The sequence below is a fragment of the Thioalkalivibrio versutus genome, from assembly GCF_001999325.1.
GTDB lineage: Bacteria > Pseudomonadota > Gammaproteobacteria > Ectothiorhodospirales > Ectothiorhodospiraceae > Thioalkalivibrio > Thioalkalivibrio versutus.
On record NZ_MVAR01000014.1, the window covers coordinates 1 to 19,340 of the forward strand.

Genomic DNA, 19,340 nt, shown 5'->3' on the forward strand with positions numbered 1-19,340 from the left:
CGGCTGCAGCCGCGCGGCCTCGAAGGCGGCCGGCAGATCGGCCACCCGATCCACCCGTGTGATCCCCAGGCTGGAGCCGCCGCGCGCGGGCTTCACGATCAATGGCAGGCCCAGTGCATCGGCCACCGCGTCGGGGTCGAACCCCGGCGTGAGCAGACGATAGGGGGCGCTCGGCAGATTGCTCCCCGCCCACAGCCGCTTGCAGGCCAGCTTGTCCATGCCCAATGCGGAACCGAGCACGCCGGTCCCGGTGTAAGGCATGCCCGCCATGTCCAGACAGCCCTGCAGGGTCCCGTCCTCGCCGCACTCCCCGTGGAGCACGATGAAGACGCGGTCGAAGTTCTCCAGGGCCAGGCAGCGAGCCGTCTCGCGGGTCAGGTCCAGGGGATGGGCATCGACACCCTGGCGCTGCAGTGCCGCCAGCACCGCCTGACCACTGTGCAGCGAGACTTCGCGCTCGCCAGACCAGCCACCCATCAGGACCGCGACACGGCCATAATCTTGTGCACTTCGCTTGCTCATGCCGTTCCCTCGCTTGCCTCGTGCGTAGCCCCTGGCCGACCCAGGACCCGGACCTCGGGCTCCAGGTGCACCCCGAACTGCCGCTGCACCTCGTCCTGGGCATGACGCAGCAACCATTCGATATCGGCGGCGCGCGCGCTGCCGTCGTGGGTGATGAAATTCGCGTGCTTGGGGGAGATCTCCGCCGCCCCGTGGCGCAGTCCCTTCAGACCGGCGGCCTCGAGCAGGCGCGCGGCGTGATCGCCCTCCGGGTTGCGGAACACCGACCCGCAGGACGGCAACCCCAACGGCTGCTTCGCGGATCGTTCGCGCAGCAACTCGCGGATGCGCCGGGTCCCGACGTCAGGGTCACCCGCGGCCAGCTGCAACACGCAGCCGGTGAACCACTCCGCCTCGGGGCCGTGGACACTGCGGTAACCGATCGTGTAGTCCGCGGGAGTGCGGGTATGCAGTTCGCCGCGCGCATCTACCGTGGAGACCGCCTCCACCAGCGGCCAGATCTCGCCACCCCAGGCGCCGGCGTTCATCCGCAGCGCGCCGCCCACGGTCCCGGGGATGCCGGCCAGGAACTCGGCCCCGACCAGCCCCTCGCGGGCCCCGAAACGCGCGGCCTGGGCGCAGGCCAACCCCGCCCCAAGCAGCAGGCGATCGCCGTCCAGGCGCCGGCGTTCGTTCAGCACTCCGGAAAGATGCACGACCAGGCCGTCCAGCCCGCCGTCACGAATGAGGACGTTGCTGCCCAGGCCGAGGAAGGTCACGGGCATCTGCGGCGCGTGGGTAGCGTGATCGCGCAGGGCAGCGACCAGGTCGTCAAGGTCCGCCGGCTGGAACAGCCAGTCGGCCGGGCCGCCTACGCGCCAGGAGGTCAGCCCGGCCAGCGGAACCTGCGCCTGCAACCGGCCACGCGTTGCCTGCGCGAACGGAGTCATCGACGAGTCCACAACGCGGGCGGCCATCATGATTCCTCCTCGCCGGCGGTCCCCAGCTGCTGCGGGAGCAGCCCGGCCAGACGGCCAATATCGCCGGCACCCTGGGCGAGCACGACATCGTCCGGCCGCAGCATCCCCGCGAGCACACCGATCACATCCTCTGCGCGCTCGACAAACACCGGCTCCACCCGCCCGCGCAGACGAATGGCGCGCGCCAGGCTGCGGCCATCGGCGCTGGGGATCGGGTCCTCCCCGGCGGCATACACCTCGAGCAGGATCAGGACATCGGTCTCGGACAGGGCCTCGGCGAAGTCCTCGAACAGATCACGCGTGCGGGTATAACGATGCGGCTGGAAGATGGTGATCCGGCGGCGGCCCGGCCAGGCATCGCGCGCGGCCGCCTGAGTGGCAGCAATCTCGCGCGGGTGATGGCCATAGTCGTCGACCAGGGTCAGGGCCCCCTGTGCGGTCCGCAGCTCCTGCACCTGGAAGCGCCGCCCAATACCCTGGAAGCGCGCCAGCGCGGCCTGGATCGCCTCGGGGGCGACCTCCAGCTCGTGCGCGACAGCCGCCGCCGCCAGGGCATTGAGCACGTTGTGGCGCCCGGGCAGGTTCAGCGTCACCGGGAACGCAGCCTGACCGGGCAACGCGAGGTCGAAGTACATGCGCACGCCTTCCTGGCGCACATTCAGGGCGCGCACGTCGGCGTCCTGTTCGATGCCGTAGGTCAGGCGCGGGCGCTCCAGTTCCGGGTACAGATCACGCACCTGCGGGTCGTCGGCGCACAACACGGCAATGCCGTAGAACGGCAGGTGGTGCAGGAATTCCAGGAAGGTCGCGCGCAGCTGGCCGAAGTCGTTGCCATAGGTCCCCAGGTGATCCGCATCGATATTGGTCACGATGCTGATCATCGGCTGCAGATGCAGGAACGAGGCGTCACTCTCGTCGGCCTCGGCCACCAGATAGTCCCCGGCGCCGAGATTCGAGTGGCTCGCCGTGCTGTTCAGGCGTCCGCCAATCACAAACGTCGGGTCCATCCCGGCCTCCGCCAGCACACTGGCGACCAGGCTGGTGGTCGTGGTCTTGCCATGGGTCCCGGCGACCGCGATGCCATAGCGAAAGCGCATCAGTTCGGCCAGCATCTCGGCGCGGCNNGCCGCGCCGACGCGCCTCCTGGACCTCGGGGTTGCTCGGATTGATCGCACTGGAAACCACCAGCACGTCGGCATCGGCCACGTTCGATTCGGTATGGGCCGCCACCACCGGGATGCCCATGCCCTTCAGGCGTTCGACCATCGCCGACTGCCCGAGATCGGATCCCGAGACCTGATATCCCAGTTGATGCAGGACCTCGGCGATCCCGCTCATGCCGGATCCCCCGATCCCCACACAATGGATCCGGCGGATACGACGCATCGCATGGCGTGGCAGGCGCGGGGCGTTCATGACGATCCCTCCCGGCGGACGCCCGCCATTTCCATGCAGGCATCGGCCAGGCGCCGTGCGGTGTCGGGGCGGGCCTGTGCGCGGGCCAGCAGGGCACGCGAGCGCAGGGCCTCGCGGTCCAGCGGGGCGACCAGCTCGTAGACCCGCTGAGCGTCCAGCTCGGCATCCGCGACCCGCCAGGCGGCACCGGATTGCACCAGGGCCTCGGCATTCGCGGTTTGATGATCGTCCACCGCATGTGGATAGGGCACGAAGATCGCCGGCACGCCGGCCGCGGCCACCTCGGCCACGGTGAGCGCGCCGGCGCGGCAGATCACCAGGTCCGCCCAGGCATAGGCCGCGGCCATGTCTTCGATAAAGGCGCTGATCTCCGCCTCCAGACCTGCCTCCGCATAGGCGGCCTGGGCCTCGTCGAGGGTGCGCTCGCCCGCCTGGTGACGGATGTTCAGCGGCTGCTCCACGGCCACGCGCGCCAGCCCGGCGGGCAGCGTGCGGTTGAGCGACCGGGCGCCCAGGCTGCCGCCCAGGACGAGGAGGTTCAGGGCGCCCTCGCGCTCGTCGAAGCGCGCCTCCGGCGCCGGGAGTTCCGCAATCGCGGCGCGCACCGGGTTGCCCACCACCGTGACCGCCACCCGCTCGGGGAAGCTGTGCTCGAAGCCGGCATAGACCCGGTCCGCCACCTTCGCCAGCCAGCGATTGGTCAGACCGGCCACAGCGTTCTGTTCGTGGATTGCCAGCGGCCGGCCCATGGCGGCCGCCATTAGTCCCCCGGGGCCGGCGGCAAACCCACCAAAGCCAATCACGGCATCCGGGCGCAGACGCGTCATCAGACCCAGGGCGGCCCACAGCGAAATGCCGAGCCGCCAGGGTGCGAGTGCTAGCCCGACCAGGCCCTTGCCGCGGATGCCGGCGATTGGAAGCGTATGCAGCTCGATCCCGGCCGCCGGCACCAGCCGCGATTCCACGCCGCGGGCCGTGCCCAGCCAGCGCACCTCGGCACCGCGTTCCCGCAGCAGGGTGGCCACTGCCAGGCCCGGGAACACATGGCCCCCGGTGCCGCCGGCCATGATCAGGATGCGCGGGGCCCTCATGCGGCACCCCCACGCCGGCGGCGCGCCGGGGGTGCGGCGCGCGGGGCCGGCACCTGGGCCTCGCGGTACACGCGCATCACCAGGCCGATAGCCGCCAGCGAGACGATCAGCGAACTGCCGCCGTAACTGAGAAACGGCAGGGTCAGGCCCTTGGTCGGAAGCAGCCCCATGTTCACCGCGAGGTTCAGGAACGCCTGCAGGCCCATCCAGATGGCCACGCCAAAGGCCAGATGCGAGCCGAAGGCGTGCCCTGCGCGCTCGGCGTACAAACCGATCTGAATGCAGCGCCAGACCAGGACTCCGAACAGCGCGATGAGGGCCACCACACCGACGAAGCCGAACTCCTCGGCAAACACCGCGAACAGGAAGTCGTTGTGCGCCTCGGGGAGGTAAAAGAGCTTCTGCACACTGTTGCCGAGCCCGGCCCCGAACCAGCCGCCGGAACCGATCGCGATCAGCGACTGGGTCAGCTGGAAACCGGTGGCGAATGGATCCTGCCAGGGATCGAGGAAGGCCGTCAGGCGCGCCACGCGGTAAGGCGCCGCGACCGCGACGACCGCCATCCCCGCCGCGATGGTGCCCGCCAGCGCGGCGAACTGCCAAAGCTTCGCACCGGCCAGAAACAGCATGCCCATGCCAATCGCCAGCATGATCGCGGCGCCGCCGAAGTCCGGCTGCAGCAACAGCAGGATGGTGCCCACCCCAAGAACGATCAGCGGGCGGATAAAACCGAGGAAGTGCAAGCGGAGCGTCGAATAGTGACGCACGATGTAGCCGGCGAGGTACATCACCACCAGCAGCTTCACCATCTCGGCGACCTGCAGGTTGAACATCCCCAGCGGGATCCAGCGGGTCGCACCGTTGACCGTGCGCCCGACGCCCGGGATCAGCACTGCGATCAGCAACGCCATCACCAGGATCAGCAGCCACGGCCCGGCGCGTTCCCAGCGCGCCAGCGGGACCACCCAGAGGAAGGTCGCCACCGCAAGCCCGATGGCGGCGAAGATGACCTGGCGCTGGAAGAAGTGCCAGGTGTTGCCGAAATAACGCTCGCCCAGCCCCATGGAGGCGGACGCGACCATCACCAGGCCGATGCCCAGCAGGATCGCCGCGACGGCCAGCAGGGGCAGGTCCACGTGGTCGCGCAGGCCGGCGACCAGGCCGCGATCCGGGAGTCCGAGGCGGGTGCTGGAGATACTCATGCTGCCAGCTCCCGGACCGCGTGCGCGAAGTGGTCGCCGCGCGCCTGATAGTTCGGGTACATGTCCAGGCTGGCGCAACCGGGCGACAGCAGGACGGTATCCCCCGGTTCCGCCCAGGCAGCGGCCTGCGCAACCGCGGCGGCCATGTCGTCCACGCGCTGGACCGGAACCACGGAGGCCAGGGCACGGGCGATCATTGGCGCGTCCTCGCCGAGCAACACCACACCACGGACCTTGCCCGGGACGTAATCGGCCAGCGGCGTAAAGTCCTGCCCCTTGCCCTGCCCGCCCGCAATCAGCACCAGCGGCCCGGGCGTACCGCGCAGGGCCGCCAGGGTCGCGCCGACATTGGTGCCCTTGGAGTCATTGATATAGGCGACACCGCCCACTTCGGCAATCCACTGCGAGCGATGCGGCAGACCAGCGAAGTCGGCCAGGGCCGCCATGGCGCGTGCGCGCGGCTCGCCCGCCTCCAGCCACGGCCAGACCAGGGCAAGCGCGGCCAGGGCGTTGGCCCAGTTGTGCTGCCCGCGCAGACGCAGATGGCCGGTCGAGAGAAGGACCTGGTCACCGCGCACCAGGTCCGGAGCATCCGCGCTGGACGGGCGCACCCCGAAATCGTCCGGGCCGGCCGGCGCATCGAGACCGAAGGAGATCACCTTCAGACCCGGCGGCAGGGCGATCTCGCGCAGCCAGGCGTCCTCGCGGTTCAACACACCACGCCCGGCGCGATCCAGGATGCGGGCCTTGGCACGCACATACGCATCCAGATCGGCGTAGCGATCCAGGTGATCAGGCGAGATATTCAGGATGGCGGCGGCCGCTGGCGCCAACATGTCGCTGCGCTCCAGCTGGAAACTGGACAGCTCCAGCACGTACAGGTCCGGGGCCTGCTCCAGCAGGTCCAGCGCCGGGGTGCCGTAGTTACCACCCACCGCCACCCGCAGGCCGGCGGCGCGCAGCAACTCGCCGACCAGCGCGGTCACCGTGCTCTTTCCGTTGGAGCCGGTAATCGCGATGACTGGGGCGCCCGCCTGCTCGGCGAACAGGTCGATGTCTCCGGTCAGGCGGGCACCGGCGGCACGCGCCCGTTGCAGGACCGGGTGCTCCAGTGCGACCCCGGGCGAGACGATGATGCGGGCAAAGCCCGCGGCGTCCAGTCGATCCAGCGGCCCGACCCAGGCATCGGCCAGCCAGGCCTTGGCACCCTCGGTCTCCAGCGCGGCCGGCGCCACGCGGGTATCGGTGATCGCGAACGGCTCACCCTGCGCACGCAGGAAGCGGGCAACCGACACGCCGGTCGCCCCCAGGCCCACGATCAGGTTGTTGTCGCCGGTTCGCGTCATGGGATCAGCGCACCTTCAGGGTCGCGAGACCGACAAGGACGAACACCACGGTCAGGATCCAGAAACGCACGATCACGCGCGGCTCCGGCCAGCCCTTGAGTTCGAAGTGGTGGTGCAGCGGCGCCATGCGGAAGATCCGCCGCCCAGTGAGTTTGAAAGAGGCGACCTGGAGCATCACCGAAAGCGTCTCCAGCACGAAGATGCCACCCATGATCAGCAACACGATCTCCTGACGGGTGATGATCGCCAGCATGCCCAGGGCCGCGCCCAGCGCGAGCGCCCCGACGTCGCCCATGAAGACCTGCGCCGGGTAGGTGTTGAACCACAGGAATCCCAGCCCGGCGCCGACCAGGGCGGAGGTAAAAATCACCACCTCGCCCACGCCGGGTACCGCCGGAATACCGAGATAGTCGGCGAATACCGCATGGCCCGCCGCGTAGGCGAACACGCCCAGGGCGCCGGCCACCAGCACCGCCGGCATGATCGCCAGGCCATCCAGCCCATCGGTCAGGTTCACGGCATTGGAGGACCCCACGACCACCAGCCAGACCAGCGGGATGAACAGCCAGCCCAGGCTGAACTGGATGTCCTTGAACACCGGCAGGTAGAAGGTGGTCTCCACCGGCCCCTGCGCGGTGTACATGATCACCCCCGCGGCGACCAGGGCGAACAGCGTCTGCCACAGGAGCTTGGCGCGCGCCGAGAGGCCCTTGCTGTTGCCGTAGCGCAGCTTCAGGTAGTCATCCCAGCCACCCACGGCGCCGAACGCCAGGGTGGTCAGCAGCACGAGCCAGACGAAGCGGTTGGTCAGATCGCTCCACAGCAGGGTCGCCGCCGCCACTGCCACCAGAATCAGGGCACCACCCATGGTCGGCGTGCCGGCCTTGGTCAAGTGCGACTCGGGACCGTCATCGCGGATCTGCTGGCCGACATTGCCGACCGTCAGGCGGCGGATCATCGCCGGCCCGATCAACAGCGCGATCGCCAATGCGGTAACCACCCCGAGGATGGCGCGAACGGTCAGGTACTGAAAGACCGTGAAGCCGGAATAGAACAGGCTCAGGTATTCAGTCAGCGCGAACAGCATTCGCCACCTCCGGCGCTGACGAGGCCAGGTCCAGCCCCTCGATGATCTGTTCCATGTGCTGGCTGCGCGAGCCCTTTACCAGGACCGTGGTGCCCTCCCCCAGGAGGTCCTCCAGGCGCGAGCGCAGCGCGGCGTGGTCGGCAAACCACTCGCCGCCGTCGCCAAAGCCCTCGGCGCTGTCGCGCGCGGCCTCGCCCAGCGCCAGGCAGTGTTCGATACCCACCGCGCGGGCCAGGTGCCCGGTTTCCCGGTGCAACGCCGGCGTGGCGGCGCCCAGTTCACCCATGGCACCCAGCACCAGGATGCGCCGACCGGGCATCGCCGCCAGCACCTCGAGCCCGGCCCGCAGCGAGTCCGGATTGGCGTTGTAGCTGTCGTCCCAAATCCGCGCGCCGCTGACGTGCCACAGCTCCTGCAGACGGCCGCGCACCGGCTTCCAGCGGGTGAGCCCGTCGACGATTCGGTCAATCCCGATACCGACCGCGTTCGCCGCGGCCGCGGCCGCCACGGCATTGGCTGCGACGTGGCGACCGGGGCCGGCCAGGCGCAGATCGCGGACGGCCCCGAGGATGGATAGACGCAGCCGGTCCGGGGCCTGCCACATGCCTTCCACCTCGCCGCCACCCTCCAGCGAGAAGCGCTGGCAGTGGTGATGCTCGTTCAGCGACAGCCAGTAGTCGGCAAACGGATCATCCAGATTGATGACCGCGGTGCCGCCCTGGGCCGGGAGACCGGAGTAGATCTCGGCCTTGGCATGGGCGACGCCCTCCAGGCTGCCGAAGCCCTCGAGATGGGCGCGACCGGCATTGGTGATCATGGCGACCTGCGGTTCGACCCAGCGCGCCATGCGCCCGATCTCACCGGCATGATTGGCGCCCAGTTCGATGACCGCGTAGTCGACGTCACAGGGCATCGCCAGCAATGTCAGCGGCGCGCCGATCTCGTTATTCAGGTTGCCCGCGGTGGCATGCACCGACCCCACCCCCTCAAGGATGCAGCGGAGCATCTCCTTGGTCGTGGTCTTGCCATTGGAGCCGGTCAGGGCAATCACCCGCGCGCGGCTCTGGCGCCGCCAATGGCGGCCCAGGCGGCCCAGGGCCTCGCGGGTATCGGCCACGATGATCTGCGGCTGTGGCACATCGAGCGCCCGCTCCACCAGCAGCACGGCCGCCGGCAGGTCGGCACCGACCTGTGCGTGGGCATCGAAATTCGGCCCCTTCAACGCGATGAACAGCGCTCCCGGGCGCGGCTCGCGAGTGTCCGTAAACACGCCCTCGAAGGCCGTGTCGGGCACCCCTTGCAGGCGCCCATGGACCGCCTCGGCCAATTCCTGGCTGGTCATTCGAATCATTGTCCCTCCCCCCTGATCGCGCGGTCCTGGCCACGCCTGTCCTGCGGGTGCCGGCACGCCCGGGCCTGCACCTGTTCGCGGTCGCTGAACGGATAGCGCTGACCGCGGATCTCCTGGGTCGTCTCGTGACCCTTACCGGCCACCAGCACCACATCCCCGGCAACGGCCTCGGCCAGCGCACTGGCAATCGCCGTTGCGCGATCGCCAATCTCGTGGCATTCGGCGGAATCGGCGCAGCCGGCAAGGATCTCGGCGCGGATCTCGGCCGGGTCTTCTCCGCGCGGGTTGTCATCGGTCACAAAGATCACGTCGGCCTCCCGGCAGGCCACCTGGCCCATTGCCGGGCGCTTGCCTCGATCGCGGTCGCCGCCGCAGCCGAACACCACACTCAGGCGCCCGCGTACATGGGGTCGAAGCGCCTGCAATGCAGCCTCCAGGGCCTGGGTAGTATGTGCGTAATCGACCACCGCCAAGGCCCCGTTAGCGAGCGGGAAGCGCTCCATGCGGCCGGGCACGCCGGGGAGTTCGGCGACTGCCGCGATCGCCTCCTCGCGCTCTACCCCGAGGCCCTGCAGGGTGGCGAGGGTCGCCAGCAGATTGCCGACCTGGAACAGGCCGAACAGGGTGGAACGAACCGGATAGGCCCGGCCGTCGGCCTCGAGGGTGAAACGCAGCCCTTCGGCTGTGGCCTCTACGTCTCGGGCGCGCAGATCGGCGGGTGCACCCAGTGCACTGTAGGTCAGGGCCTGAACGCCCGCCGGCAGATGCTGCACAACCTGGCGTCCAAAGGCATCATCGATATTCAGGACCGCCGTTTGCAGGCCAAGCCAGACAAACAGCCGCGCCTTGGCTGCCGCATACGCCTCCTGACTACCGTGGAAATCGAGGTGATCGGAGCTCAGTCGGGTGAGCACCCCGACGCTGATCGGGGCTCCGGCGAGGCGCCCTTGTGCCAAACCGTGCGAGGAGGCCTCCAGCGCCACGGCACCACAACCGGCCGCGGCCAGCTCGGCCAGGTGGCGATGCAGGTCCAGTACGCCCGGGGTCGTGTGTCCGGTATCCACCAGGTGGCCCGGTCGCCCGACGCCGAGCGTGCCGATCAGACCGGTGGGCCGACCCAGGGTCTCCAGGGCCATCGCGATCAGGTGCGTGACCGAGGTCTTGCCGTCGGTACCGGTCACCGCCACCAGCGGGGCCGCCTCCGGCCAGCTACCGAACAATCCGCGCGCCATCTGCGGCAGCCGTTCCCGCAGGCCCGGCACATGGAGCATCGGCACAGCAGGGAATGTTTCCGGGGTTCCGGCCTCGTCCCACAGGATCACGCCGGCACCCCGTGCCACGGCATCGGCAGCATGCGCCAGCCCATGGCCGTGCGTGCCGGCCAGGGCCACAAAGGCTGTGCCGGGCGCGACCCGGCGGCTATCCTGAACCAGGTCGGCGACCGGCAAGTCCGCCAGGCCGGGGCGCAGGAGACCGGCCGGCAACAAGTCGCCCAGCACCGGTCCCGCCCCGCCTCGGGTATCACGGGCGGCCATCATGTCGTCCCCTCGTGATCCGCGGCCAGGCGCATGGGGACCTCCGGCATCGCGTCCGGGCGCACGTTGAACATGCGCAGGGCCGAACCGACGACATTACGGAACACCGGCGCGGCGACCGCCCCACCGTAGTAGACGCCGGCATCCGGCTCGTCGATCACCACGGCCATGACAAAACGCGGATCGGAGGCCGGGGCCAGGCCGACGAAACTCGAAAAATAGCGGTCCTCGGTATAACCGCCCGGACCGCTCTTGCGGCTGGTGCCGGTCTTGCCGGCCACGCGGTAACCGTCGATCGCCGCCTGACGCGCGGTGCCCTCGGTACCGATCACATGTTCCATCATTGCCAGCACCTGGCGGGCAGTACGCGGAGTCATCACCTGCGCCGACTCGCGCAGATCGTCGGCGGTGCGCACCAGACGCACCGGCACCCGCTCGCCGTCATTGGCAAAGGCGGTGTAGGAGGCCGCCATCTGCAACGGCGACAGCGACAGCCCGTAGCCATAACCGAGCGTGGCCTGTTCGACCTCGCGCCAGGTGGTGAAATCGCGCAGACGCCCCGTGGCCTCGCCCGGGAAATGGGTACCCAGCGCCTGCCCGAAGCCCGCCTGATGCAGGGTCTTCCAGAAACGATCCGCGGGGGTATCCAAAGCCAGCTGTGTGGCCCCGACATTGCTCGAACGGGCGATCAGGGTGGTGAGGTCGATCGTCCCGTAGTCGCGCAGGTCGCGCACGGTCAGGCGCCCCACCCGCATGGTGCCGGGGCCGGTCTCCAGCGTGGTGTTGGCATCCACCACACCGGCATCCAGGGCGGCCGCCACGGTAAACGGCTTCAGCACCGACCCGGGCTCCATGGTATCGGTGATGGCCCGGTTGCGGGCGCGATCGGAACGGATAGCACCGCGATTGTTCGGGTTGAATCCGGGCTGATTGACCAGCGCCAGGATCTCGCCGCTGCGGGCGTCCAGAAGGACAGCGGAGCCGCCACGGGCATTGTGTTCGGCGACCGCGGTCTTCAGTTCGCGGTACGCCAGATACTGTAGGCGCTGATCCAGAGTCAGGGCCAGGGTGTTGCCGTCACGCGCGGGGCGGATACTGGCGACATCACGGATGCTGCGGCCATAGCGATCGCGCAGCACCCGCTTGGCGCCCGGATGACCGGACAACCACTGGTCAAAGGCCAGTTCCACGCCCTCCTGGCCCTGATCGTCGATATTGGTATAGCCCAGCACATGCGAGGTGGCCTCGCCATGCGGGTAATAACGCCGGAATTCGCGGGTCAGGCCGACGCCCTGGATGCGCAGGGCCGCTACGCGCTCGGCCTGATCCGGCAACATTTGGCGACGCAGGTAGATGAATTCGCGCGAGGCACGCGCCTCGATACGCTCCGCCAGCCAGTCCGGCTCCACCTCCAACGCCGCGGCCAAATCCGGCCAGCGCTCGCGCTGGCCCATCAAGTCCTGCGGGTTGGCCCAGGCGGTCTGTACCGGGGCCGAAATGGCCAGGGGTTCGCCGTGACGGTCGGTAATCATTCCGCGGTTCGCGGACTCGGTCAGGGTGCGCACCTGGCGCTGCTCGCCCTGCTTGGTCAGGAAGTCGCGCTCCAGGACCTGCAGATCGACGGCGCGCAACAGCAACGCGGCGCTCGCGACGGCGAACACGGCGATCACGACCTTCAGACGGCCACCACTGATCTGCCGCTTCAGCGCGCCCACGAGCTACCCCCGATCACCACGATGCGATCCGAATCGGGCTGAATCATGTCGAGACGCTCGCGCGCCTGCTCCTCGACCCGGCCCTGGGTCGCCCAGGTCGATTGCTCGATCTGCAACTGCGTCCACTCGAGATTCAGGACATCGCGCTGGCTCAATGCCTGCTGCTGGTCGATAAAGGCCTGGCGCGACTCATGCTTGGCCGCCACCACCCCAACCGCCGAGGCAAACACCCCGGTTGCCAGCGCCACCGCCAGGAGCCCGCGCGCAACCATCAGAGCCGCTCCCCGACACGCAGCACGGCCGAGCGCGAACGCGGATTGATGCGCTGCTCCTCGCGATCGGCATGGATCGGCTTGCCGACCGGGCGCAGCTTGCGCTCCGGCTCCTCCGGCATCACCGGAAGGCCGCGCGGCAGGCGCACGCTGGACACCGGCTTGCGCAGGGCCTGCTTTACCAGTCGGTCTTCCAGTGAATGGAAGCTGATCACCACCAGCCGCGCACCAGGCGGGAGCACATCGGGGATCGTCGCCAGCCACTGCTCCAGCTCGGACAGCTCCGCGTTCACGAAGATGCGCAGCGCCTGGAAGGTTCGAGTGGCCGGGTGCTTTCCGGGCTCGCGTTTCGGGACCGCCCGGCGAACGATTTCGGCCAGTTCGCCGGTGCGGCTAAGGGGTGCCTCGGTGCGTGCAGCCACAATGGCCCGGGCAATGCGCCGCGAGTGGCGCTCCTCGCCGTATTGATAGATCACATTCGCGATCTCGGTCTCGTCGGCCCGCGCCAGCCACTCCGCCGCGCTCTCGCCGCTGTTCGGATCCATGCGCATGTCCAGCGGGCCGTCATGCTGAAAACTGAATCCGCGCTCGGGCGTATCCAGCTGGGGCGAGGACACGCCCAGGTCCAGAAAGACGCCGTCCGGACCCCGGTCCGGCGACCGCCGTTCCAGCGTGGCGGCCATGGTCGAGAACGGCGCGGCCTCGAAGGCAAAACGCGGATCATCGGCAAAGGAGGCGGCCGCCGTGGCGGCCTCCGGATCGCGATCCATGGCCAGCAGCCGGCCGTCCGGGCCCAGGCGATCCAGGATCGCCCGGCTGTGCCCACCGCGGCCGAAGGTGCCATCGACGTAAAAGCCGTCAGCGCGCACGGCCAGGCCCTCCAGCACCGCGTCGCGCAGCACCGGGATGTGGGAGACGGCTTCCATGTCCGTCACAACGCGATGGACTCGAGCGCTTCATCATCCACGTCACCCCCCAGCACCTGGGCGCAGGTCTCCTCCCAGGCGGCCTCGCCCCAGATCTCGAACTTCTTGCCCTGGCCCAGCAGCACCACCCGCTTTTCCAGGCCGGCGTACTGACGCAGGGGCGGGGGCAGCAACAGGCGGCCGCTGCCGTCCAGCTCGCACTCGGTGGCATGGCCCACCAGCAGGCGCTGCAGATTGCGCACCTTGGGATTCATGTTGGGGCGGGACATCAGGTTCTGCTCAATGCGCTCCCACTCGGGGAACGGGTACAAGAGCAGGCAGCGGGAGGGATCAACCGTGATCACCAGCTGACTGTTGCAGCTCGCAGCGAGGTCGTCGCGATACCGCGCCGGCATGGCCAGGCGGCCCTTCGCATCCAGATTGAGCTGGCTAACGCCTCGAAACATCGCTGATAACGGTGGTTACCCACCTTTCCCCACTTTGACCCACTTTCCGACACTATAGGTACGGGCATCCTCCAGAGTCAAGAAAATCGACCCCGAAAAACGAAAAATAAGCGTTGAATCACAGAGACTTAGCGCATCCACCCCGAGGCGGACGAAAGAGCGGGGAGAAGGGTATTAAAAGCCTCGCGTTGAGGCTCAAACTTAATGCATCACCTTACAAGTTTGCCGCACACACAGCCGTGTACGCGCAGACCGGGGCGGCCGCGGGGGCTTGATCGTGGGAAAAAGTGGGAGCCGGCCGTAAGCCGGGTTCTGTCGAGGACAGTCATTCATCTGGGACGTCCGTCACCGGACGCCTCGAGCAGCCTACCCGGGTGCGATGCGGGCCACACCATGCACCCCTATTTGGCCTTGCTCCGGACGGGGTTTACCCTGCCACGAACTGTTACCAGTCGCGCGGTGCGCTCTTACCGCACCATTTCACCCTTACCTGTACCCGGCGAACCGGGCCATCGGCGGTATGTTTTCTGCGGCACTTTCCGTCGGCTCGCGCCGCCCAGGCGTTACCTGGCGTCCTGCCCTATGGAGCCCGGACTTTCCTCCACATCCGAGGATGCAGCGACTGCCTGGCCGACTCCCGCGCTCCTTGTACGCCGCCGCGTGCGCGAACGCAAGCCTTTTCAACGGCCTGCCCCAAGGGCCTCCGTCCACAACGAAGCACACCAAGACACGAAGGACGTCAAGAGCAGCCCCCAGGAAGAGGGGACGATCGGAAGGCAATCAATTCAACGAACGACAGGGTTATCGCCACGATGCCGGAACGCAGCCAGCCATCCCCGCCAACAATGATTATTTCCGTTCTTCCAAACCTTCCTGCCGATGGCTTCTGACCTTGATCCGCTGCGTGTCTGCGCACGCTTCATTGCGGACCCAAACCGTCCTATCCTCCGGCGTCCTTGAGGGCGAGGGCGCGGGCGTAGACGCGGTTACGCGGCAGGTCGGTGGCATCGGAGAGCAGGCGGGCAGCGCGCTTGAGGGGGAGTTCGTGCAGCAGTGCCGCGAGCAGGCGCTCGTGCTCGTCGGACAGGGGCATGTCGGCCTCGCCCCCCGTGTCAGGCGCGGGCGCCGGCCCCAGGATCAGCACGAACTCGCCGCGGGTGCGGTTGCTGTCGGCATCCAGCCAGGCCGGCAGTTCGCCGGCGGGGCCGCGATAGTGTTCCTCGAACTGCTTGGTCAACTCCCGCGCCAGGAAGACCTCCCGCCCCGGTGCCAGCTGCGCCAGGTTGGCGGCGGCCGCGCGAACACGGTGCGACGATTCGAACAGAATGGTGGTGACCGGCTGGACCAGCAATGCCTCCAGCCGCCGTTGGCGCGCCCCGGCGGCATGCGGCAGGAAGCCCTCGAAGCAGAAGCGGTCGGACGGCAGCCCGGCAACCGCCAGCGCAGCCAGAGGCGCACTGGGACCCGGTACGGCGCGCACATCCAACCCGGCCTCGCGCGCCGCCCTCACCAGCCGAAAACCCGGGTCCGACACCAGCGGCGTGCCGGCATCGGAAATCAGCGCGACGGACTCCCCCGCCCTCAGCGCCTCCAGCAGCGAGGGAATACGCTCTGCCTCGTTATGCTCGTGCAGGCTGACCAGCGGCGTGTGCACGCCCAGATGCGCCAGCAGCCCGGCGCTGTGTCGCGTATCCTCCGCCGCAATGCGCTGCACCCGACCGAGGACCTCGCCCGCCCGCGGGCTCATATCTCCAAGATTACCAATCGGGGTAGCCACCACCCACAACGTGCCCCAGTTCGTTGACACGGCCTGATGCGCTTTCAATACTGACTCCTCATTCGCTGACGAACCGCTATCGTGACCCGAATCCCCGAACGCGCCGGGCATACCCGGCCCCTGTCCCGTCTTGCCCTGTTGCTGCTGGCCACGGCCATCGTGGTGGGCTGTGCCACGCCGCGCCCGGATCCGGAGCCGACCCCGGACGCCGAGGTGCGGCCGGACCTGGCCGAACTGCCTCCCGAGGTGCGCGCCAGCCTGCTGCTGAGCGAGGCCCGCTCGCGGCCGGAGCCCGACCTGGTGCGCCGCGCCATCGAGGCCGTGCTGGCGCTCGATCCCGCGACGCCGGACCAGCTGGACCGGGCCGAAGCCCTGTGGGCCGAGCTTCCCGACGCCGAGCGGGACACCCAGGAAGCCCGCCTTCTAGGCGCGCGACTCGCAGCAGCGCAACGGGATTGGGAGCTCGCCCGCGAACGACTGGGTGCAGACGACCCGGACGACCCCACGCGATCCCCGGAGGTCTATCGCCAGGGGCTTGCCCTGCACGCCCGGATGCTGGAACAGGAGAGCCAATGGTATCAGGCCCTGGACACCCGGCTGCGCCTGGACCGCCTGCTGATCATGGAGCCCGACACACACGCCGAGAATCAGCAGCGCATATGGGGGCTGCTCGCAGCCCTGCGCCCGGCCCAGCGCGACCGGATCGTGGGCAACCACCCGCCGGATGGGGATGCCTGGGTCAGCCTGTTCCGACTGCTGCGGGCCGCCGATACCGAGGAACAGGCGCACCTGGCCGCCGGATTGTGGCGCGAGCGCCATCCCGCGCATCCGGCCAACAGCCTGCTGCCGGAACTCGTCGCCAGCCACCCGCTGGTCGCGGACGCGCCTGGGGACACCCTGGTGCTGCTGCCACTGTCGGGCGACCTGGCCGCACTGGGCAACGCCATACTCGACGGAATCACCCGCGCCTACTACGCGGAGGGTGGCGGCAACGGCCGGCTGATCGTGCGCGACACGCGCGGCGAGCCGGACGGCGCGGCCGCCCTGTACCGGCGTGGCGTGGACTCCGGCGTCGCGCGCATCATCGGTCCGCTGCGGCGTGAGTCGGTAAGCCAGGTGGCCGCTAGCGATCAGACCCTCCCGACCATCCTGCTGAACCGCACGGAAGTCTCGACCCCCAGCGAACTCACAACGCTGGCCTTGAATCCGGAAGAGGATGCCCGTGCGGTGGCCGACCGGGCGGCCCGCGCCGGCTGGCATCACCCGCTGGTGCTCCTGCCGGAAGGGGCCTTCGGCGATCGCGTGGCAAGTGCCTTCCGGGCGGCATTGGCCGACGAGGACCGGCGCCCGCGAGACGTCATTCGCATCCAGCCCAGCGCCGGGGAGCTGAACGCTACCATTGGCAACGCACTCGGCATCCAGCAGAGCGAGGCGCGCATTCGCGATGTGGCACGCCGGACCGGGCTGGAACTGGAAGGCGACCCTCAGGTGCGCGCGGATGTGGACCACATCTTCATTGCCGGCACGGCGCCGCAAGTTCGGCGCATCGTGCCGCATCTCCATTTCCACCGGGCCAGCCAGCTCCCGATGATGGCCACGCCCCATGTCTATTCCGGACGCCCGGATGCCAATCGCGACGCCGATCTCAACGGGATCGTGTTCCCCGATACCCCCCGGCTGTTCGACCGGGTGAGCCCCCTGGCGAACGACGAACAAACGCGCGACGAGGCACTCCCCCGGTTCGTCGCCCTGGGCATGGACGCGATGCGCCTGAGCCTGCGCCAGGACGGGATTCGCAACGCCCCCCATCATCAGCTAACCGGCGGCGCTGGCACCTGGAGCCTGAACCCCTTCAACCACGAGTGGGTGAGAGAACCGGCCTGGGCGCGCTTCGAGGGCGGCGAGCCCCGACGCATCGACGTACACCCCGGAGAATCCTGAGTGTTTCGCCCGGGTGCCTCGGGGCAGGCCGCCGAGAAGCGAGCCGCGGACCACCTGGAGGCACACGGGCTGCAGATCCGTGCGCGTAACGTCCGCCGCCCTTACGGCGAGCTCGACCTGGTCGCACTCGAGGACGATACCCTGGTGCTGGTGGAAGTACGCAAGCGCAGCCACCCGGGCTTTGGGGGCGGCGCGGAGAGCATCGACCGGCGCAAGCGTGAACGCCTGTTGCGGGTGGCCGAGGCGTACCTGCAGGAAAGCGCCTGGAACGGCCCGGTCCGCTTTGATGTGATGACCCTGGATGGCCAGGACCGGATCGAGTGGCTGCAGGACGCCATCCTGGCATCCACCCCGTGAGCGCCCACCGATGATCCCTCTGGCTCGCGAACTGGAACAGCTCCTGGCGCCCGGCGATCGTCTGCTCGATCCCGCGGACTGCTGGACCTACGGTGCCGACAACTCGAAGCTGCATGCGGTGCCCGACGCCGTCGCCTTCCCACGGGACGCCGATATGGTGCGCGAGCTGGTGCGCCTTTGCCGGCGCCTCGGCGTGGCCCTGACCAGCCGCGGACGCGGCACCGGCACCACCGGTGCCGCGGTCCCGGACCATGGCGGGCTGGTGGTGTCATTCGAGCACATGAACCGCATCCTGGAGGTGGACCCGGACAATCGCTGGCTGATCGCGGAGCCGGGCGCCACCAACGGCGAGATCCAGCAGGCGGCAGGCGCCACGGGCTTCTTCTGGCCGCCGGACCCCACCAGTAGCGCCTATTGCACGCTCGGTGGGAATCTCGCCTATAACTCCGCCGGCCCGCACGCGGTCAAGTACGGCACCCCGCGTGACAACACCCTGGGCCTGTCCGGCGTGGCCGGAACCGGCGAGGCATTCCGCACCGGCGTCCATACCACCAAGGGCGTGGTGGGCTACGACCTCACCCGTCTGCTGATCGGATCCGAAGGGACCCTGGCCGTGCTCACCGAGGCCACCTTGCGCCTGACACCCAAGCCGGAGGCGACTCGTCTGATCCAGGCGGTCTACCGTGACGTCGGCGCCGCAGCCCGGGCCGTATCCCGGCTGATGGCGCGCGCCGAGGTCCCGTCGGCGCTGGAGTTCATGGACCATTCCGCGATCACGATGATCCGCGCCTACTCGCCGGATTGCCCCCTGCCCGCCGCTGCCGGCGCGATCCTGATGATCGAGACCGATGGCACCGAGGCCGGCATCGAGGCCACCACCGCCGGCATCCGGCGCGCGGCCGAGGGCGAAGGTTGCGTGCAGACCCTCAGCGCCGACACCCCGGAAGAGGCCCAGGCGCTCTGGGCCGTGCGCAAGGCCCTGTCACCGGCGTTACGCACGGTGGCGCCGAAAAAGATCAACGAAGACGTGGTCGTGCCGGTCTCGCGCATTCCCGACCTGATTGCCGGGCTCGACCGGCTGGCCGCGGAACACGCGATCAAGATCGTGAACTTCGGCCATGCCGGCAACGGCAACATTCATGTAAACCTGCTGGTGAACCCGGATGACCCGGCGGAACTCGCGGCGGCGGAGCGTTGCCTGGACGGCGTCTTCACCCTGGTGTTGTCGCTGGGCGGGACGCTCTCGGGCGAACATGGCATCGGGCTGGTGAAGCGACCGTATATCAGCCGGGAACTGGACCCGGTGGCACTGGGACTGATGGCCGGCATCAAGCGAACGTTCGACCCGGACAACATCCTGAACCCGGGCAAGGCGCCCGGACCCGCCTAGCCAGGTA

At 68.8% G+C, this 19,340-nt stretch carries 16 protein-coding genes, 1 other RNA gene and 1 pseudogene; 3 read left to right on the forward strand and 15 right to left on the reverse strand.

Going from position 1 to position 19,340, the window contains the following annotated elements; genetic code table 11:
- The 15 genes and pseudogenes from B0684_RS04825 to rsmI form a co-directional block, all read right to left on the reverse strand.
- On the reverse strand, positions 1-522 hold a 522-nt coding region (locus tag B0684_RS04825), incomplete at its 3' end, for a D-alanine--D-alanine ligase (RefSeq protein ID WP_463606922.1).
- Entirely contained in the window at positions 519-1,481 is a 963-nt protein-coding gene (murB, locus tag B0684_RS04830; protein WP_018168226.1) for a UDP-N-acetylmuramate dehydrogenase, read from the reverse strand. The genes murB and B0684_RS04825, both read right to left, overlap by 4 nt.
- Positions 1,478-2,897, reverse strand: a pseudogene (gene murC / locus B0684_RS04835) (UDP-N-acetylmuramate--L-alanine ligase). Before murC ends, murB begins: the two are co-directional and overlap by 4 nt.
- On the reverse strand, positions 2,894-3,988 hold the full coding sequence (gene murG / locus B0684_RS04840; protein ID WP_018168228.1) for an undecaprenyldiphospho-muramoylpentapeptide beta-N-acetylglucosaminyltransferase: 1,095 nt from the start codon (positions 3,986-3,988) through the stop codon (positions 2,894-2,896). Before murG ends, murC begins: the two are co-directional and overlap by 4 nt.
- Complete coding sequence (gene ftsW, locus B0684_RS04845; protein WP_018144467.1) at positions 3,985-5,190, reverse strand: putative lipid II flippase FtsW; 1,206 nt, start codon at positions 5,188-5,190, stop codon at positions 3,985-3,987. The genes murG and ftsW overlap by 4 nt, the downstream gene beginning before the upstream one ends.
- The gene (gene murD / locus B0684_RS04850) at positions 5,187-6,536 is read right to left on the reverse strand and encodes a UDP-N-acetylmuramoyl-L-alanine--D-glutamate ligase (protein ID WP_018168229.1); all 1,350 of its coding nucleotides are present in this window, start codon (positions 6,534-6,536) and stop codon (positions 5,187-5,189) included. Before murD ends, ftsW begins: the two co-directional genes overlap by 4 nt.
- Positions 6,537-6,540: 4 nt before the next feature.
- On the reverse strand, positions 6,541-7,623 hold the full coding sequence (gene mraY / locus B0684_RS04855) for a phospho-N-acetylmuramoyl-pentapeptide-transferase (RefSeq protein WP_018168230.1): 1,083 nt from the start codon (positions 7,621-7,623) through the stop codon (positions 6,541-6,543).
- The gene (locus B0684_RS04860) at positions 7,604-8,974 is read right to left on the reverse strand and encodes a UDP-N-acetylmuramoyl-tripeptide--D-alanyl-D-alanine ligase (protein ID WP_026304769.1); all 1,371 of its coding nucleotides are present in this window, start codon (positions 8,972-8,974) and stop codon (positions 7,604-7,606) included. The genes mraY and B0684_RS04860 overlap by 20 nt, the downstream gene beginning before the upstream one ends.
- Positions 8,971-10,512: a UDP-N-acetylmuramoyl-L-alanyl-D-glutamate--2,6-diaminopimelate ligase gene (locus tag B0684_RS04865; RefSeq protein WP_018650519.1), complete on the reverse strand. Its 1,542-nt coding sequence runs from the start codon at positions 10,510-10,512 to the stop codon at positions 8,971-8,973. Before B0684_RS04865 ends, B0684_RS04860 begins: the two co-directional genes overlap by 4 nt.
- A complete protein-coding gene (locus B0684_RS04870; protein ID WP_018168233.1) occupies positions 10,509-12,224 on the reverse strand; it encodes a peptidoglycan D,D-transpeptidase FtsI family protein in 1,716 nt (571 codons plus the stop codon). The genes B0684_RS04865 and B0684_RS04870 overlap by 4 nt, the downstream gene beginning before the upstream one ends.
- Positions 12,212-12,496, reverse strand: coding sequence for a cell division protein FtsL (gene ftsL, locus B0684_RS04875; RefSeq protein WP_018168234.1), 285 nt, complete (start codon positions 12,494-12,496; stop codon positions 12,212-12,214). Before ftsL ends, B0684_RS04870 begins: the two co-directional genes overlap by 13 nt.
- A complete protein-coding gene (gene rsmH / locus B0684_RS04880) occupies positions 12,496-13,422 on the reverse strand; it encodes a 16S rRNA (cytosine(1402)-N(4))-methyltransferase RsmH (RefSeq protein WP_018168235.1) in 927 nt (308 codons plus the stop codon). Before rsmH ends, ftsL begins: the two co-directional genes overlap by 1 nt.
- A 5-nt stretch (positions 13,423-13,427) precedes the next feature.
- On the reverse strand, positions 13,428-13,868 hold the full coding sequence (gene mraZ / locus B0684_RS04885) for a division/cell wall cluster transcriptional repressor MraZ (protein WP_018144475.1): 441 nt from the start codon (positions 13,866-13,868) through the stop codon (positions 13,428-13,430).
- A gap of 286 nt (positions 13,869-14,154) precedes the next feature.
- Positions 14,155-14,506, reverse strand: an RNA gene (gene rnpB, locus B0684_RS04890) — RNase P RNA component class A.
- 302 nt (positions 14,507-14,808) lie between these two features.
- Complete coding sequence (gene rsmI / locus B0684_RS04895) at positions 14,809-15,648, reverse strand: 16S rRNA (cytidine(1402)-2'-O)-methyltransferase (RefSeq protein WP_026313091.1); 840 nt, start codon at positions 15,646-15,648, stop codon at positions 14,809-14,811.
- A gap of 78 nt (positions 15,649-15,726) precedes the next feature.
- On the opposite strand from rsmI, the gene B0684_RS04900 reads away from it, so the two are divergent.
- Genes B0684_RS04900 through B0684_RS04910 form a run of 3 tightly spaced genes read left to right on the forward strand, consistent with a single transcriptional unit; the run spans position 15,727 to position 19,333 of the window.
- Entirely contained in the window at positions 15,727-17,586 is a 1,860-nt protein-coding gene (locus B0684_RS04900) for a penicillin-binding protein activator (RefSeq protein WP_018168237.1), read from the forward strand.
- Positions 17,587-17,943, forward strand: coding sequence for a YraN family protein (locus B0684_RS04905; protein ID WP_018650520.1), 357 nt, complete (start codon positions 17,587-17,589; stop codon positions 17,941-17,943).
- A gap of 10 nt (positions 17,944-17,953) precedes the next feature.
- The gene (locus B0684_RS04910) at positions 17,954-19,333 is read left to right on the forward strand and encodes an FAD-binding oxidoreductase (protein WP_018650521.1); all 1,380 of its coding nucleotides are present in this window, start codon (positions 17,954-17,956) and stop codon (positions 19,331-19,333) included.
- Positions 19,334-19,340 lie beyond the last annotated feature (7 nt).

Excerpts from the sequence above, each read along its gene's own strand:
- murB (WP_018168226.1), bottom strand. The coding sequence starts at position 1,481 with ATGATGGCCGCCCGCGTTGTGGACTCGTCGATGACTCCGTTCGCGCAG.
- murG (WP_018168228.1), bottom strand. The coding sequence starts at position 3,988 with ATGAGGGCCCCGCGCATCCTGATCATGGCCGGCGGCACCGGGGGCCAT.
- ftsW (WP_018144467.1), bottom strand. The coding sequence starts at position 5,190 with ATGAGTATCTCCAGCACCCGCCTCGGACTCCCGGATCGCGGCCTGGTC.
- murD (WP_018168229.1), bottom strand. The coding sequence starts at position 6,536 with ATGACGCGAACCGGCGACAACAACCTGATCGTGGGCCTGGGGGCGACC.
- mraY (WP_018168230.1), bottom strand. The coding sequence starts at position 7,623 with ATGCTGTTCGCGCTGACTGAATACCTGAGCCTGTTCTATTCCGGCTTC.
- B0684_RS04860 (WP_026304769.1), bottom strand. The coding sequence starts at position 8,974 with ATGATTCGAATGACCAGCCAGGAATTGGCCGAGGCGGTCCATGGGCGC.
- B0684_RS04865 (WP_018650519.1), bottom strand. The coding sequence starts at position 10,512 with ATGATGGCCGCCCGTGATACCCGAGGCGGGGCGGGACCGGTGCTGGGC.
- ftsL (WP_018168234.1), bottom strand. The coding sequence starts at position 12,496 with ATGGTTGCGCGCGGGCTCCTGGCGGTGGCGCTGGCAACCGGGGTGTTT.
- rsmH (WP_018168235.1), bottom strand. The coding sequence starts at position 13,422 with ATGGAAGCCGTCTCCCACATCCCGGTGCTGCGCGACGCGGTGCTGGAG.
- mraZ (WP_018144475.1), bottom strand. The coding sequence starts at position 13,868 with ATGTTTCGAGGCGTTAGCCAGCTCAATCTGGATGCGAAGGGCCGCCTG.
- B0684_RS04910 (WP_018650521.1), top strand. The coding sequence starts at position 17,954 with ATGATCCCTCTGGCTCGCGAACTGGAACAGCTCCTGGCGCCCGGCGAT.